Genomic DNA, 16237 nt, shown 5'->3' with positions numbered 1-16237 from the left:
CCGTTCCGGCCGCCGGTGAGGATTCCGTTTCGGATACGGTTCCGGATTCCGTTTCGAATTCCGTCGCGTATTCCGCCGTCGATCCCGGTGAAAGGGCTCACCCCTGGGCGTATGTCCTGTTCACGAACATACCGTCGGCGGCGGGAAGGCGCTCATGGTGATCGAAACGCGACCGGATACGCTGACTTGAGTGAATCCGGAGACACATCGACAATCCGTGTGATCATCAGCAGACAGGAGACCACCTCGTGACCGTCGTCGGGCCGTTCGGGCTGAGCGTGCGGGACCAGGCTCTTGAGGCCGATGTCCAGAACGGACTGTCGGCTGTCGAGGCGGGTCTCCTTGAGGCCACCAAGAGCGAGGTGCCCTTCATCACGGAGGCCGCGCAGCATCTCGTACGCGCCGGAGGCAAGCGTTTCCGGCCACTGCTGGTGATGCTGGCGGCCCAGTTCGGCGATCCGTACGCGCCGGGCGTGGTGCCCTCCGCCGTGGTCGTCGAACTCACCCATCTGGCGACGCTCTACCACGACGATGTGATGGACGAGGCGGCCGTACGGCGCGGGGTGGACAGCGCCAACACACGCTGGGGCAACTCCGTGGCCGTGCTGACCGGCGACTTCCTCTTCGCCCGTGCCTCCCACATACTGGCCGATCTGGGCCCGGAGGCCGTCCGGATTCAGGCCGAGGCGTTCGAGCGGCTGGTCACCGGCCAGATCCTGGAGACCGCGGGCCCGCGCGACGGGCGCGACCCGGTGGAGCACTACCTCGATGTCATCGGCGGCAAGACGGGCTCGCTGATCGCGGTCGCCGGCCGGTTCGGCGCGATGATGTCGGGCGCGGACGAGGGCGTCGTGGACATCCTTACCCAGTACGGCGAACGGCTCGGCGTGGCCTTTCAGCTCGCCGACGACGTACTCGACATCGCCAGCGACTCGCATGAGTCGGGCAAGACGCCCGGCACGGATCTGCGCGAGGGCATCCCGACGCTGCCGGTGCTGCATCTGCGCGCTCACGCCGAGGCGCACGGTCAACCCGAGGACCGCGAACTCGTCGGGCTCCTCGACGGCGACCTGGCCGACGACGCCCGGCACGCCGAGGTCCTGCGGCGGCTGCGTGCCCACCCGGCTCTGGAACAGGCGCGCCGGGACACCGTCCGGTACGCGGAGGAGGCGCGCGCCATGCTCGCCCCGCTGCCGGAGTGCTTCGCCAAGGCGGCCCTGGAGGAGTTGTGCGACGCGGTGGTGCACCGCGCGGGCTGATGTACGACGGTCGGTGCGGCGGTCGGTGCGGCGGTGGCTTACGACTTGGACGTACGACTTGGACGTACGACTGTGGCGTACGGCGATACGCCTGGTGAGGTACGGCTGTGAGGCGCGGCTGTGACGACGGCGGTACGGGCGGTGCGGGCGGGTACGGCGGTCGGTGCTGCGGGTCGGGCACGGCTCTGGGACCGCCATGACACCGGCGCGGGCCGCTGACGCGGACCGGCACCATGGACGCAGACTGGCACCATGACAGACGCGGTCACCGAAAGGCTTCTTGAACGTTTCGTCAGCGAGGTCGGGCCGGTTCTGCCCCTCGTCTCGATCTGGGTCCACGGGTCGATCGCCGCCGGGGAGGACTACCGTCCCGGCCGCAGCGATCTCGATCTGATCGCCGTCGTCGAGCGACCGTGCACCGAGGCCGAGGAACGGCGGCTCGCCGAACTGCACGAGAACCTCCTGAAGGACGGGCCGATCGCGGCGAAGCTGCACTGCGGCTACGTTCCGGCGGCGGAGCTGGCCGATGTTCCCCGTGAGCACGTGACCTGGGCCCATCAGGAACTCTTCCGCCGCCCGGTCTCTCCCGTGACCAGACGCGAACTCCATGAATTCGGCCGTGTTCTGCACGGCCGCCCGGTGGCCGGTCTGCTGCCTCCGGTGACCGACGCGCAGCTCAAGCGCCACATCGTCGAAGAGCTCACGGAGTACTGGCGGCCCACGCTGTCCCGCCGGGAACTGCTGCTCCACGACACCTGGGTGGACTTCGGCTTCCTCACCCTGGCGCGGGCGCTGGTGACTTTGCGGGAGGGGCGGCTGATCAGCAAGCGGGAAGCCCTCGATGTACTCGTCACCGCCCTCGACGCGCCGGAGGAGGTCGTGGAGGACATCCGGCGGCGGCGGTACGGCGAACCGGGTCCGGCCTCCCGCGAATGGCTCGACCGGCGGGCGGAGTCGGCCCTCGCGTTCCTTGTGCACGCCATCGACCGGGTCATCGCCGAGTACGCGGAGTAGTCCCCTGACAACACCCCCTACGGGAAGGGGGGATGGCTGGGAGTTCTGTCATCCCAGAGCAGTAGGGCAAGTTGCACCCGAGGACTGACGCCCTGGTGCGGCCGATTTGGTCAGATGGGTACCACCACTCCCGACTGACCACGGAGGTAGGGCACACCATGGCACCGAAAGACAGGGCACAGACCACCGATGAGGCCGGGGACCTCTCAGCGCGGCGCCGCAAGGCCGCCCGTTATGTCGTCCCGGTCGCGGTGGCCGGGGTGGCGGCGGCGACCATCGGGCTCGTCCCGGCGCTCGCCGCGTCCGGTGACCCGGATCTTCCGAAGATCAGCGCGCAGGAGCTGATCGAGAAGATGGCCGCGTCGGAGACGGAGCAGTTCTCCGGCACGGTCAAGATCAGCACGGATCTGGGGATCCCGGACTTCGGGGGGCTCGCGGACTCCTTCGCACCGGGCGCCGGTGAGAAGGCCCCCGGCGAGGGCGGTGGCTCGTCGGCGTCTCCCGACGGGAAGCTGATGGAGCTGGCGATCGGTTCGCACACTCTGCGCGTCGCGGTCGACGGCCCCGACAAGCAGAAGGTGTCGATCCAGGAGAAGGCCGCCGAGTACAGCCTGATCCGCAACGGCGACGAAGTCTGGGCGTACGACAGCGCGACGAACGAGGTCTTCCACGCCAAGGAGCCCGCAGGGGAGAAGAGCGGCGGCAAGGACGGAAAGCAGGACGGCAAGAAGAACGACGACGCCCGGAAGAAGTCGCCGGGGGATCTGCCGACCACGCCCAAGGAGTTCGCCGAAGAGGCGCTCAAGGCGGCCGACAGCACCACGTCGGTGACCGTCGACGGCACGGCGCAGGTGGCCGGGCGTTCGGCGTACCAGCTGGTCATCAAGCCCAAGCAGAGCGGCTCGACGATCGGTTCGATCAAGGTCGCGGTGGACTCCAAGACCGGTACGCCGCTGAAGTTCACGCTCATCCCGAGCAGCGGAGGCAAGGCGGCGATCGACGTCGGCTTCACCAAGGTCGACTTCTCCCAGCCGGCCGCGTCCACCTTCGACTTCAGCCCGCCGAAGGGCGCGAAGGTGACCAAGGCGGAGGACTTGGAGAAGGAAGCGCGCGAGGGCGGGCACGACTTCGGGGGCCCGGCCGACCTCGCCGGGTTCGGGGGCCTGAACGTCATCGGTGAGGGCTGGACGTCCATCGCCACATCCAGCAGCCCCGCGGGCGAGGGCTTCAGCCAGCCGAAGGACGGCGAGCTGCCGCCCGCGGCCGAGGGCTTCCTCAACTCGCTGGGCGACGAGGTCAGCGGCTCGTTCGGCTCGGGCACGATCTTCAAGACCCGTCTGGTCAACGCTCTGATGACGGACGACGGCAAGGTGTACGTGGGTGCCGTGACCAAGGACGCGCTCGTGAAGGCCGCGAACGCCGACAAGTAGCAGCGGACAAGTAGGGGGGGCGGGCGATTGTCGGCGGGCGGGGAGTGGCCCACCGGCAACGGCCGCGAGACGAGCAGCCACGCAGGCAGCGGTTCGGTAGGCAGCAGTTCGGTAGGCAGCAGTTCGGATAGGCAGTAGTCGGGTAGGGAGCAAGAGGTAGAGAGCAGCAGACGAGTAGCCGTTCGGTCGACGTCTCGGTCGACGAGTCAGCCGACGACCGGTTTCGCCCGCCCCGCCGTGCACGCCGTACGGTGGGGCGGAGCGCTGAACGAGCAGCACCGGGGAGCCGGGTCGTCCGGGTAGCGGGAAGGTCCGGTAGCCGGGAGTCCGGCCGTACGGAGACGGGAGCGGAATGGCAGCGGTGATCGAGACGCGGGGGCTCACCAAGCGTTACCGAGGTGGCCAGACGGCCGTCGACGGGCTCGATCTGACCGTGCCCGAGGGCAGTGTCTTCGGCTTCCTCGGCCCCAACGGCTCGGGCAAGACCACCACCATCCGGATGCTGATGGGCCTCATCGAACCGACGGCGGGCACCGCGACCGTCCTGGGCGGGGCCATGCCGCGTGCCGTGCGGTCCGTACTGCCGCACGTGGGGGCGTTGATCGAAGGGCCCGCGCTGTACGGGTTCCTGAGCGGCCGGGACAATCTGCTGCGCTACGACTCCGCCGACCCCACCGCCGATCCCCGTACCCGCAAGGCCCGTGTCGCCGCCGCGCTCGACCGGGTGGGGCTGACCGCGGCCGGGGCCAAGAAGGCGAAGGCGTACTCGCTGGGGATGAAGCAGCGCCTCGGGCTGGCCGCCGCCCTGCTCCAGTCGCGCCGGCTCCTGGTGCTCGACGAGCCCACGAACGGTCTCGACCCCCAGGGGATGCGCGAGATCCGTTCGCTCGTCCGGGAGCTGGCCGCCGACGGCACCACCGTCTTCCTCTCCTCTCACCTTCTCGACGAGATCGAGCAGGTCTGCACACACGCGGCCGTGATGGCGCGGGGACGGCTGCTCACCCAGGGCCCGGTGGCGGAACTGGCGGCCGGGACCAGGGGACGCCTGACCGTCGTCACCCCCGACACCGGAGACGCGGCCCGGCTGCTCAAGGAACTGGGCGTGACGGAGGTGAGCGTGACGGGCGACGACCGGGTCACGGGGGAGCCGCCGGGGCCGGACGTCGAGCTGGCGGATCTGAACACGGCGCTGGTGCAGGGCGGCGTACGGGTACGGGGGTTCGGGGTCGAGCGCGCTTCGCTGGAGGACGCGTTCGTGGCGCTGACGGGGGAGGGTTTCGATGTCGCCGGGTGACGGCGGGACGGACGTCCAAGCGGGCGCGGGTGCTGGTGCGGGTGCTGCTCCGGGCGGGGACGCAAGTGCAGGCGCGGACGCGGGTGCTGGACCGGGCGCGGGTGCTGGACCGGGCGTGGACGGGGGTGCAGGCGCGGACGTCGGTACGGGTGCCGGTGCGAGCGGGCGTGCGGGGGTCGGCAGTGGTGTGGAGGCCGGGGACTCCAATGCCCGGACCGCCGGGGCTGGAGCCGGTGAAGCCCGGACCGCTGGCGCCGAAGCCCTGTCGGCGGGTGTGCGGGCGGAGCCCACCCGTCGCCGTCACCCCCTCCGTACCCTCGGGCTCTTCCGCTCCGAACTGGTCACCACCCTGCGCCGGTGGCGTACGGTCGCCCTGCTCGGCGTGCTCGCGGCCGTCCCCGCGCTCATCGGCATCGCCGTGAAGATCGAGACGGGCGACGGCACGGGACCGTCCGGTGGCGGCGAGGGGCCCGCCTTCATCGCCCAGATCACCAACAACGGGCTCTTCCTGGTCTTCGCCGCGCTTGCCGCGACCCTGCCCGTGTTCCTGCCGATGGCCGTCGGCGTCGTCGCGGGCGACGCGATCGCGGGGGAGGCGAACACCGGCACCCTGCGCTACCTGCTGGTCGCCCCGGCCGGACGTACCCGGCTGCTGTTCGCCAAGTACGCCACGGTCCTCGCCTTCTGTCTGATCGCGACCCTGGTCGTGGCGGTGTCCGCGCTCGCCGTCGGTGCGATCCTCTTCCCGCTCGGGGATGTCACCACCATCTCCGGCACCACGATCTCGTTCGGGGAGGGGCTGCTGAGGGCAGGGCTGATCGCGCTGGCCGTCGCGGCCTCACTCGCGGGGATCGCGGCGCTCGGACTGTTCGTCTCCACGCTCACGGGCAGCGGCATCGCGGCGATGGCGACGACGGTCGGCCTGCTGATCACCGTGCAGATCCTGGGCAACATTCCGCAGCTGGACGCGGTCCATCCGTATCTCTTCCCGCACTACTGGCTCTCGTTCTCGGATCTGCTCCGGGAGCCGGTCTACTGGGACGAGATTCAGAAGAACCTCGGGCTCCAGGCGCTGTACGCGGCGGTGTTCGGGTCGGCGGCCTGGGCGCGCTTCACGACGAAGGACGTCAACGCCTGACGTGAGCCCGGCGGAGCCTGCCGAGGGCGAGGGCGAGGGCGAGGGCGAGGGCGAGGGGTGGGGGGTGGGGGCGTCCCGGTAGTCCGCCGACGTACCCCGGACCCGGCTGCATGCGTGTGCGGTGGGAGCACACGCATGCAGCCTGTGGGGGGTGGCGGTTCAGCGGGGCCCTGCGGCGGGGCAGCGCCGAGCAGTGCCGGGCAGAAGAGCTAGAACGTGAGCTTCCAACTGTCGATGAACCCCGTGTCCTGGGCGGCCACATCCTGGACACGCAGCTTCCACGCGCCGTTCGCGGGCTCGCTCGAAGCGTTCACGGTGTAGGTGGCGATGACGTTGTCGGCCGAATCGTTGGTGCTGGAGTTCTTCAGCCGGTACGCGGTCCCGTCCGGGGCCACCAGGTCTACGACGACGTCACCGCGCCAGGTGTGCTTGATGTCGACGCCGACGGCCAGGGTGGGCGGGGCGTTCCCGGTGCGGCCGGCGACGGTGATCGTGGAGGTCACGGCCGCGCCGTTGTCCGGGACGTTCACGTTGGCGGTGTTCTCGTACGAGTCGCCGGGCGGGACGGTCGGTCCGGTGCCGAGCGTCCAGATGGCGTGGGCGACCGCGTCGCTGTTGCGGTCCAGCGCGGTGTCGTTGATGTTCGCCGTGGTGTCGCAGGACGAGTGGTAGCAGCGGTCGAATGCCTGACCGGCCGTGCCGCCCCACTTCTGGACCTGTGCCGCCGTCTTCGCGCGGCCCGCGCCGGTGAACAGACCGCCGACCCGGACGCCGATGTTCTTGAAGGAGGCGTGGTCGGAGCGTCCGTCGCCCTCGGTCTCGATCTCGGTGGGGACGCCGAGGCCGGCGTAGTAGTCCTTGAAGACCTTCTCCAGCGCCACATCGTCGTCGTAGACGAAGTAGCCGGGGTTCGGCGATCCGATCATGTCGAAGTTGAGATAACTCGAGATCTTCGAACGCTCGGCGGTGGGGAGGTTGTTGGCGTAGTACTTCGATCCGACGAGACCCAGTTCCTCCGCGCCCCACCAGCCGAAGCGCAGATGCTTGGTCGGCTGGAGCTGGGCGCGGGAGACGGCGAGCGCGGTTTCGAGTACGGCGGCCGAGCCCGAGCCGTTGTCGTTGATGCCGGCGCCCGAGGTGACGGAGTCGAGGTGCGCGCCCGCCATCAGGACCTGGTTGGGGTCGCCGCCGGGCCAGTCCGCGATGAGGTTGTAGCCGGTCGCGCCGCTGGTGGTGAACTGCTGGATCGTCGTGGTGTATCCGGCCGCGTCCAGCTTGGCCTTCACATAGTCGAGCGAGGCGCGGTAGCCGGTGCGGCCATGGGCGCGGTTGCCGCCGTTGGCGGTGGCGATCGACTGGAACTGTGAGAGATGCGCCTTCACATTGGCGAGCGGTATGTCCGGCGCGGCGAGGGCGGCACCTGCCCGCTGGGCCGGGGCCGACGGGGCGGCCGGGGTCGCCGATGCCGTGGCCGTGGGGACGGCTGCGGCGAACAGCCCGGCCAGGGCTATGGAGACGGCGGAGAGCGTCCGTCTGGAACTGGCGGGGGAGAGTCTCATGTGGGGGCTCCGGTGATTCCGTACGGGGACAGGACGGAACGAAACGTGTGAGACGCCCCGGAGCGGCCGGTTCCAGGGCGCTGGAGCATGGTGCGGTGTCGCTGTGCGGCGGTGCGGTGAGGCGTTGCGCGTTGCGGTGAAGCGGCGGTGCGGTCCTGCGTTGCGGGGGTGCGGTCGTGCGTTGCGGCGGTGCGTAGGCGGTGGCGCGTGGTGCTGAGCACATCCGGGAACCGCGGTGCGGCCGGACACTTGGTGACACGGATGGCGCTGGGATGGCACGGGGTGGCGCGATGTGTGCTCAGAGTTCAGCGAGTGTTCGACGTGGCGTCAAGGGCGGAATCCGGTCAGTAGTGTTCGCATAAAGAACAGGGAGTGTCGGCGGATCCGCCCATTCCGGACGGATCCGCCGACACTCCCCACTCGGTGCTGCTCGTCTGCTGCTCGTCTGCTGTTCGCGTGCTGTTCGGGTTGCGCCGCCTACTCCACGCAGAATTCATTTCCTTCGGGGTCGGCCATGGTGGTCCACACGCCGATCGGCTGGTCCTGGTGGTACAGGACGGTGGCCCCCAGGGTCTCCAGCCGCGCGACCTCCTCCGCACGCCGCTCCGGTCCCACGTGCAGATCCAGATGGAGCCGGTTCTTGGCGGTCTTGCCTTCCGGTACGCGCTGGAACAGCAGTCGGCGGCCGAGCCCTACGCCGTTCTCCTCCTCGTACGGGTCGTCCGGATGCCGGACGGCGGCGTAATCCCGCCAGGCGTCCCTGCCGTGCGCCTGGACTGTCGATCCTTCCGGCAACTGCCCGTGCTCCCGGAGGTGTGCGATGAGCGCGCTGTGATCCTCCACCTCGTAGCCGAGGGCCCCGGCCCAGAAGTCGGCCTGGGCGAGCGGGTCGGAGGTGTCGATGGTGAGTTTCCAGTGCAAAGCCATGAAACCGTTTATAGTGGTTACATGAGCGAGCCTGCAAGGGGATTTACCCTCCGCCCGCCGACGGGGCGTCCCTTCCATTTCGATCCCGGAGCGCTCTGTCTGGAACTGCTGCTCACGGGCGGTCCGGGCATCCTCGCGCGGTTCGATGTGCTGTACGAGCCGGGGGATCTGGTGCGCTGGGCGGGGGAGAGCCGGCTGCCGGACGGGCTCGAACCGGTGGTGACCGCCGACGATGTGCGGGAGGCCCGTGTTCTCCGGGACGCGGTGTACCGCCTCGCCTCGGCTCGCGCGTACGGCCGGGCGCTGCCGGCCGCGGACGTCGGCGCGGTCAACTCGGCGGCGGCGCAGCCCCCGCCCGTCCCCCGGTTCGCGGCCGACGGCACCCGCGGCTGGGCGCCCGGTGCGACGGGCGGCCAACTGCTCTCGGCTGTGGCACGGGACGCGGTGGATCTGTTCACGGGCCCGTACGCCCATCGCGTACGCGAATGCGCCACCGACAACTGCTATCTGATCTTCGTCGACGCCTCCCGGCCGGGCCGTCGCCGCTGGTGCTCCATGGAACGCTGCGGCAACCGCCGGAAGGTCCGGGCGCACCGGGCCCGTAACGCGGCGCACGAACCGCTCGCCGGCCCGGAAGGGGACGCCTGAAGCCGCCGACCGGGCACGGGCCGAAGGGTGGTCGGTCTACGACGCGCCCTGCGGTTCCTCGCGTGCGTCGTAGGCCGCGCGCGCGGCCGCGATCTCGTTCTGGTGCTTCTCGGTCCAGGTGACCAGGGAGCGGATCGTGGCGTGCAGGGTGCGGCCGAGGCCGGTGAGTTCGTACTCGACGCGCGGTGGTACGACCGGATGCACCGTACGGCACACCAGGCCGTCGCGCTCCAACTGGCGCAGGGTGACGGTCAGCATGCGCTGGCTGATCCCGTCGATCTCCCTGCGCAGCTCGGTGAAGCGCAGGACACGGCTGTCGAGCAGGGCTATGACCAGCAGGGACCACTTGTCCGCGATCCTGTCCAGGATCTGGCGGACCTCGCAGTCCTCACGGGTGTCCCACTGGAAAGGGTCCCGGTCTCCATCGTCGTCGAACTCGGTCACTCCAAGGTGACCGAGTGACTTCAAAGTGCCTTCTTCCGCATGACGTCATTGTTCCGCACGATGGTGTCAGTTACAAGAGGGAACTGGCCCTCTTCCCGGTAACTGACTTATCAGCCTTCGTCTCCGTTGGAGCAAGCCATGCCGACTGCCATGTCGACAGCCGTATCATCTACGCCCGCCCCGGCCATGTCCGGACGCGCCCGGGCTCTGCTGCTCGTCCTCTGCAGCGCGATCTTCCTCGAAGGCATCGACGTCGCCATGTTCGCCGTGGCCATCCCGTCGGTCCGGGCCGATCTCGGGCTCTCCACCGGTACCGCGGCCTGGGTGCTCAGTGCCTATGTGCTCGGATACGCGGGCTTCACCCTGCTCGGCGGACGCGCGGCCGATCTCCTGGGCCGCCGCCGGATGTTCCTGCTCTGGCTCGTGATCTTTCTGGTCTTCTCCGGTCTCGGCGGCTTCGCCACGGAGGGCTGGATGCTGATCGTCGCGCGCTTCGTGACCGGTGTCGCGTCGGCCTTCATGACCCCGGCCTCGCTGTCGATCATCACCACGTCGTACGAACAGGGCCCACAGCGCAACAAGGCGCTCCTGATCTTCGCGGGCACCGCCGCCGGTGGCTTCTCCCTCGGTCTGGTCATCGGCGGACTGCTCACCCAGTTCGGCTGGCGCTGGGTCTTCTTCGCCCCCGTCATCCTCGCCGGCGTGATCCTGCTGGCCGCCGTCCGGCTGCTTCCGGCCGAGCGGAAGCCGGTACGCAAGGGCGGGTTCGACCTCGCGGGGGCGGCCGCGGCGGCGGGCGCGATGCTGATGCTGACGTACGGGGTCGTCCGGCTGGAGCACGGCTTCCACGGCTGGGCGACCACCCTCGCGGTGGTCGGCGTGGGCCTGCTGCTGGTGGCGCTGTTCGTCGCGGTCGAACGCCGGTCCGCCGCGCCCCTGGTCCGGCTGGGCATTCTGCGCCGGTCCTCGCTCGTACGGGCCGATCTGGGCGCGCTGCTCTTCGTCGGGGCGTTCATGGGGTTCCAGTTCATGGCGACCCTCTACCTCCAGGAGTTCCGGGGGTGGTCGTCCATGGAGACCTCGCTGGCCCTCCTCATCATGGGAGCGGACGTGATCCTGGCTCCCACGGTCACCCCGATCCTGGTGAACCGATTCGGCAATGCGCGTGTGATCCTCGGCGGCTTCCTGCTGGCCATCGCCGCGTACGCCGTCTTCGTCGGGGTGGGCGCCGACTGGACGTATGCCGCCATGTTCCCGACCTTCGCCTTGACCGGCCTCGCCTTCGCCCTCGCCTACGGACCCCTGACGATCGCCGCGACGGACGGCGTCCGGCCGGAGGAACAGGGGCTGGCGGGCGGGCTGCTGACCACCGCCACGCAGTTCGGCGCGGCCATCGGCATCTCCGCGGTGACGGCGGTCCACGGTCTGTACGGCCTGACGGACGGAGCCTCCCCGCTGGGGGCCTACCGGGCGGCGCTGGTGGTGCCGCTGGTGATGGTGCTGGTGGGAGGGGTGCTGGCGGCGACGGGTCTACGCCGGCCCCGAGCGGCCGGGGGCGTGACGGCGTCGGCTGAGGAACTCGCCCCCGCGAAGGAACTCGCCCCCACGGGTGGGAAGGCGTAACTCCTCGCGGTCGGCGCGGACGCACCGACCGCCGGCCGCCGCACGGAGCGCCGGAGCGCCGGAGAGTCGGGTCCGGCGCTCCGGCGCACCCGTGCCTCGGCGCTCCCGTGCTCCGGTGCCTCGGTGGGCCGCCGGGCCTGGTGGGCCGTCCGGCCCGCCTGTGCACGGGCGGCGGCGCGGGCAGCGCGCGAGCGGGTCGGCGTACGCCGGGTTCGTCGGCGTCAGACGGCGGGCTTGGCGGGAGCGGAGGCAGGGGCGGGGCATGACTCGCCGAGGGGGCCGGTCTCGGGCGTCGTCCCCGGCTCCGGTTCGGTCCCCGGCCCGGGTTCGGTCCCCGGCCCGGGTTCGGTCCGCGGCCCGGCCGCTCGCAGTGCCTCCGCCGCCGCCTTCGTACGCCGAGCCGTGCGCAGCGCATCCCACGTCAGAATCGTCAGGGCGAGCCACACCAGCCCGAATCCGGCCCACCTCTCCGCGGGCATGGCCTCCCGGAAGTACAGGATCCCCAGCAGGAACTGGAAGACCGGCGCCAGATACTGCAACAGCCCCAGCGTCGACAGCGGCACCCTGATCGCCGCCGCGCCGAAGCAGACCAGCGGAACCGCGGTCACCAGACCGGTCGCCGCGAGCAGCGCCACATGACCGACGCCCTCCGCGCCGAACGTCGACTCCCCCCGGACCCCCAGCCACAGCAGGAAGCCGAACGCGGGGAGGAAGAGGATCGCGGTCTCCGCCGCCAGCGACTCCAGACCCCCGACGTCGGCCTTCTTCTTCGCGAGACCGTACGCGGCGAAGGAGAAGGCCAGCACCAGCGAGACCCACGGCGGCCGCCCGTAGCCGATGGCGAGCACCAGCACCGCCACGGCGCCGGTGCCGACCGCTGCCCACTGCGCGGGCCGCAGCCGTTCCTTCAGCAGCAGGACGCCGAACGCGATGGTGACGAGGGGGTTGATGAAGTAGCCGAGGGACGCTTCCACCACCCGGCCCGAGTTCACGGCCCAGATGTAGACGCCCCAGTTGACGGTGATGACCGCGGCGGCGACGGTCAGGAGCGCGAGCTTGCGGGGTTCGCGGATCAGCTCCCGTATCCAGCCCCAGCGCTTCAGCGCGAGTAGGGCGAGGCTGACGAAGACCAGGGACCAGGCCATCCGGTGGGCCAGGATCTCCATCGCGTCGGCGGGTTTGAGCAGTGGCCAGAAGAGCGGGACGAGACCCCACATCCCGTAGGCGCCGATCCCGTACAGCAGCCCTGCCCGCTGCTGTTCGCCGTTCGACTTCACCGGACCTCCCGCCCTGCGTGCGTCACCCCTCGGTCATTCCGTCGAAGGTACGCGCCACAAGAGCGGGCTGTCATGCTCGTACCGGCATACGGTCATGACCTAAGTGGAACATATGCGACAGGCGTGAGGACCTTGCGCAGGAGGTCGTGGCGGACCGCCGGCCCGGGGGGCCGCGCCCAGATTGCCGTCCTCGGTCAGTGCGACGGCGGCAGCGGCGGCATAGTCGGCGCGAGCGGTCGAGGTGACCCGGCCCTCGCGCGCGCCGGAGACGACGGCACCGTGCTCCAGAACGGGGGCGAGATTCTCCTTCCAGCCCAAGACCTCGACACTCCAGCAGGACGTGGGGGCTGTTTCTACACAGGGGGACGAACAGGCGGCCACGATTCCTCGGTCAGTGCCAGACGGTGACGCGTAAACCCAGGGCCCAAGGAATACGGGCGGGCGTCCTCCGGTCACGGAGGGCACCCACGCATACGTACCCGATCGTCACCGCCGTCGCCTGACGACGGCGGTCAGACGGTGGTCAGCCGACGACGGTCCAGTTGTCGTTGCCCGCGAGAAGCGCGGCCAGGTCGCCCTTGCCGTTCTGCTCGACGGCTGTGTCCAACTGCTCCGCCATCAGCGTGTCATACACCGGACGCTCCACACTGCGCAGCACCCCGATGGGTGTGTGATGCAGGGTGTCCGCGTCCGCCAGCCGGGAAAGCGCGAACGCCGTGGTCGGGGAAGCGCTGTGCGCGTCGTGGACCAGAATCCGGGACTCGTTCTCCGCGGTGACCGCGACGACCTGCAGATCGCCGGTCGCCGGGTCCCGCACGACACCCTTCGCGCCCTCGGCTCCGAAGCGGATCGGCTGCCCGTGCTCCAGCCGGATGACCGCTTCCTCGGCCTGCTGCTTGTCCTTCAGGACCTCGAACGCTCCGTCATTGAAGATGTTGCAGTTCTGGTAGATCTCCACCAGTGCCGTGCCCGGATGATCGGCGGCGGCGCGCAGCACCGAGGTGAGGTGCTTGCGGTCCGAGTCGACGGTACGGGCCACGAAGGATGCCTCCGCGCCGATCGCCAGCGACACCGGGTTGAAGGGCGCGTCCAGCGAGCCCATCGGCGTCGACTTGGTGATCTTGCCGACCTCGGAAGTCGGGCTGTACTGGCCCTTGGTGAGGCCGTAGATGCGGTTGTTGAAGAGGAGAATCTTCAGGTTGACGTTCCGCCGCAGGGCGTGGATCAGATGGTTTCCGCCGATGGAGAGCGCGTCGCCGTCGCCCGTGACGACCCAGACGCTCAGATCGCGCCGCGAGGACGCGAGCCCGGTCGCGATGGCGGGCGCGCGGCCGTGGATGGAGTGCATCCCGTAGGTGTTCATGTAGTACGGGAAGCGGGAGGAGCAGCCGATGCCGGAGACGAAGACGATGTTCTCCTTCGCCAGCCCCAGCTCGGGCATGAAGCCCTGGACGGCGGCGAGGACCGCGTAGTCACCGCAGCCGGGGCACCAGCGCACTTCCTGATCGGACTTGAAGTCCTTCATGGACTGCTTGGCCTCGGCCTTGGGAACCAGGGAAAGCAAACCGGGTGCCGACTCAGACATTGATGGCCTCCTTGAGCGCCGTGGCCAGCTGCTCGGCCTTGAACGGCATGCCGTTGACCTGGTTGTAACTGTGTGCATCGACCAGATACTTCGCCCGGATCAAGGTGGCGAGCTGACCGAGGTTCATCTCCGGTACCACTACCTTGGCGTAACGCCCCAACACATCGCCGAGATTCCCCGGGAACGGGTTGAGGTGGCGCAGATGGGCCTGGGCGATGGGGACGCCCGCGGCCCGCAGCCTGCGTACGGCGGCGGTGATCGGCCCGTAGGTGGATCCCCAGCCGAGGACCAGGGTCGACGCACTGTCCGGATCGTCGACCTCGACATCCGGGACGTCGATGCCGTCGATCTTGGCCTGCCGGGTGCGGACCATGAAGTCGTGGTTGGCGGGGTCGTACGAGATGTTGCCCGTGCCGTCCTGCTTCTCGATGCCGCCGATACGGTGCTCAAGACCGGGCGTGCCGGGTACGGCCCAGGGGCGCGCCAGCGTCTGGGGGTCACGCTTGTACGGCCAGAACACCTCGGTGCCGTCGGCCAGCTCATGGTTGGGGCCGGTTGCGAACTGCACACGGAGGTCGGGGAGTTCGTCGACGTCGGGTACGCGCCAGGGCTCGGAGCCATTGGCGAGATAGCCGTCCGAGAGCAGGAACACCGGCGTCCGGTAGGTGAGCGCGATGCGTGCGGCCTCGATGGCGGCGTCGAAGCAGTCGGCGGGAGTGCGGGGTGCGACGACGGGCACGGGGGCCTCCCCGTTGCGCCCGTACATCGCCTGCAGCAGGTCCGCCTGCTCCGTCTTGGTCGGCAGTCCGGTGGACGGGCCGCCGCGCTGGATGTCCACGATCAGCAGCGGCAGCTCCAGTGAGACCGCGAGCCCGATGGTCTCCGACTTGAGCGCCACACCTGGCCCGGACGTGGTGGTCACGGCGAGCGCGCCCCCGAATGCCGCGCCCAGCGCCGCGCCGATACCCGCGATCTCGTCCTCGGCCTGGAACGTCCGCACACCGAAATTCTTGTGCTTGGACAGCTCGTGCAGGATGTCGGAGGCGGGGGTGATGGGGTACGAGCCCAGGTACAGCGGCAGATCTGCTTGTCGGCCCGCGGCGATCAGCCCGTAGGAGAGGGCCAGATTGCCGGAGATGTTCCGGTAGACGCCGGCGGGAAACGCCTTGCCGGCGGGCGCGACCTCGTAGGAGACGGCGAAGTCCTCGGTGGTCTCGCCGAAGTTCCAGCCGGCGCGGAAAGCCACGATGTTCGCTTCGGCGATCTGCGGCTTCTTGGCGAACTTCGACCGGAGGAACGCCTCGGTGCCCTCGGTCGGGCGGTGGTACATCCAGCTCAGCAGCCCCAGCGCGAACATGTTCTTCGAGCGCTCGGCCTCCTTGCGGGAGAGCCCGAAGTCCTTCAGCGCCTCGATCGTGAGCGTCGTCAGGGGAACGGGGTGGACGTGGTAGGCGTCCAGCGAGCCGTCCTCCAGCGGGGAGACGTCATAGCCGACCTTGGCCATCGCCCGTTTGGCGAACTCGTCCGTGTTGACGATGATCTCGCCGCCGCGCGGCACATCGGCGATGTTCGCCTTGAGCGCGGCGGGGTTCATGGCGACCAGAACGTTCGGAGCGTCGCCGGGCGTGAGGATGTCGTGGTCGGCGAAGTGGAGCTGGAAGCTGGACACGCCGGGGAGGGTGCCCGCGGGGGCGCGGATCTCGGCGGGGAAGTTCGGCAGCGTGGAGAGATCGTTCCCGAACGACGCGGTCTCCGAGGTGAACCGGTCACCCGTGAGCTGCATACCGTCACCCGAGTCGCCCGCGAACCGGATGATGACCCGGTCCAGCCGACGGACTTCTTTCGACCCGGGTGCTCCGCCAGGGGCGGGTTCGCGCTCTCCGCCGACAAGCGCCTCATTGGCGTCGCCGGCCTCGTCGGCGTTGTCGGCATGCTCGGCTGCGCTACTGACCTGGCTGGTCACTGAACTGGACCTCCCTTGAGGCGGCTGCTCGGGCCGGCCGTCTCACTGGCCGTTCCACGTGCCACCCTACGTGGGT

General features: G+C 69.7%; 13 protein-coding genes. 7 read left to right on the top strand and 6 right to left on the bottom strand.

Features of this window, described 5'->3' with window-relative positions; translation table 11 throughout:
- Positions 1–248: 248 nt before the first annotated feature.
- The 5 genes from ACWEFL_RS13475 to ACWEFL_RS13455 all read left to right on the top strand — a co-directional run bounded on the left by ACWEFL_RS13475 (position 249) and on the right by ACWEFL_RS13455 (position 6135).
- Complete coding sequence (locus ACWEFL_RS13475) at positions 249–1259, top strand: polyprenyl synthetase family protein (RefSeq protein ID WP_451711154.1); 1011 nt, start codon at positions 249–251, stop codon at positions 1257–1259.
- A gap of 252 nt (positions 1260–1511) precedes the next feature.
- Positions 1512–2273, top strand: coding sequence for a nucleotidyltransferase (locus ACWEFL_RS13470; RefSeq protein WP_451711152.1), 762 nt, complete (start codon positions 1512–1514; stop codon positions 2271–2273).
- A 158-nt stretch (positions 2274–2431) separates the two neighbouring features.
- Positions 2432–3703: a LolA family protein gene (locus ACWEFL_RS13465; RefSeq protein WP_451711150.1), complete on the top strand. Its 1272-nt coding sequence runs from the start codon at positions 2432–2434 to the stop codon at positions 3701–3703.
- Between the two features lie 352 nt (positions 3704–4055).
- Positions 4056–4997: an ABC transporter ATP-binding protein gene (locus tag ACWEFL_RS13460; protein ID WP_451711148.1), complete on the top strand. Its 942-nt coding sequence runs from the start codon at positions 4056–4058 to the stop codon at positions 4995–4997.
- Positions 4998–5259: 262 nt separating this feature from the next.
- A complete protein-coding gene (locus ACWEFL_RS13455) occupies positions 5260–6135 on the top strand; it encodes an ABC transporter permease (RefSeq protein ID WP_451711216.1) in 876 nt (291 codons plus the stop codon).
- Positions 6136–6344: 209 nt separating this feature from the next.
- On the opposite strand, the gene ACWEFL_RS13450 is transcribed toward ACWEFL_RS13455, so the two are convergent.
- On the bottom strand, positions 6345–7694 hold the full coding sequence (locus ACWEFL_RS13450) for a M28 family metallopeptidase (protein WP_451711146.1): 1350 nt from the start codon (positions 7692–7694) through the stop codon (positions 6345–6347).
- A 477-nt stretch (positions 7695–8171) separates the two neighbouring features.
- On the bottom strand, positions 8172–8621 hold the full coding sequence (locus ACWEFL_RS13445; protein WP_451711145.1) for a VOC family protein: 450 nt from the start codon (positions 8619–8621) through the stop codon (positions 8172–8174).
- A gap of 21 nt (positions 8622–8642) precedes the next feature.
- On the opposite strand from ACWEFL_RS13445, the gene ACWEFL_RS13440 reads away from it, so the two are divergent.
- Positions 8643–9269: a CGNR zinc finger domain-containing protein gene (locus ACWEFL_RS13440; protein ID WP_451711143.1), complete on the top strand. Its 627-nt coding sequence runs from the start codon at positions 8643–8645 to the stop codon at positions 9267–9269.
- 36 nt (positions 9270–9305) lie between these two features.
- Here ACWEFL_RS13440 and ACWEFL_RS13435 read toward each other — a convergent pair whose 3' ends face one another.
- The gene (locus ACWEFL_RS13435) at positions 9306–9737 is read right to left on the bottom strand and encodes a winged helix-turn-helix transcriptional regulator (protein ID WP_451711141.1); all 432 of its coding nucleotides are present in this window, start codon (positions 9735–9737) and stop codon (positions 9306–9308) included.
- A gap of 162 nt (positions 9738–9899) precedes the next feature.
- Between ACWEFL_RS13435 and ACWEFL_RS13430 the strand changes: the two genes are divergently transcribed.
- Positions 9900–11336, top strand: coding sequence for an MFS transporter (locus ACWEFL_RS13430; protein WP_451711139.1), 1437 nt, complete (start codon positions 9900–9902; stop codon positions 11334–11336).
- Positions 11337–11557: 221 nt separating this feature from the next.
- Here the strand turns inward: ACWEFL_RS13430 and rarD are convergent, their stop codons facing one another.
- The 3 genes from rarD to ACWEFL_RS13415 form a co-directional block, all read right to left on the bottom strand.
- Positions 11558–12553: an EamA family transporter RarD gene (gene rarD / locus ACWEFL_RS13425; RefSeq protein ID WP_451711214.1), complete on the bottom strand. Its 996-nt coding sequence runs from the start codon at positions 12551–12553 to the stop codon at positions 11558–11560.
- 583 nt (positions 12554–13136) lie between these two features.
- Positions 13137–14198, bottom strand: coding sequence for a 2-oxoacid:ferredoxin oxidoreductase subunit beta (locus ACWEFL_RS13420; RefSeq protein WP_451711137.1), 1062 nt, complete (start codon positions 14196–14198; stop codon positions 13137–13139).
- Complete coding sequence (locus ACWEFL_RS13415) at positions 14191–16161, bottom strand: 2-oxoacid:acceptor oxidoreductase subunit alpha (RefSeq protein WP_451711135.1); 1971 nt, start codon at positions 16159–16161, stop codon at positions 14191–14193. Before ACWEFL_RS13415 ends, ACWEFL_RS13420 begins: the two co-directional genes overlap by 8 nt.
- Positions 16162–16237 lie beyond the last annotated feature (76 nt).

It is taken from the genome of Streptomyces sp. NPDC004838, assembly GCF_053600955.1.
Note: the sequence above shows the minus strand (reverse complement) of the source record. Positions and strands in the feature narration are given on the sequence as shown.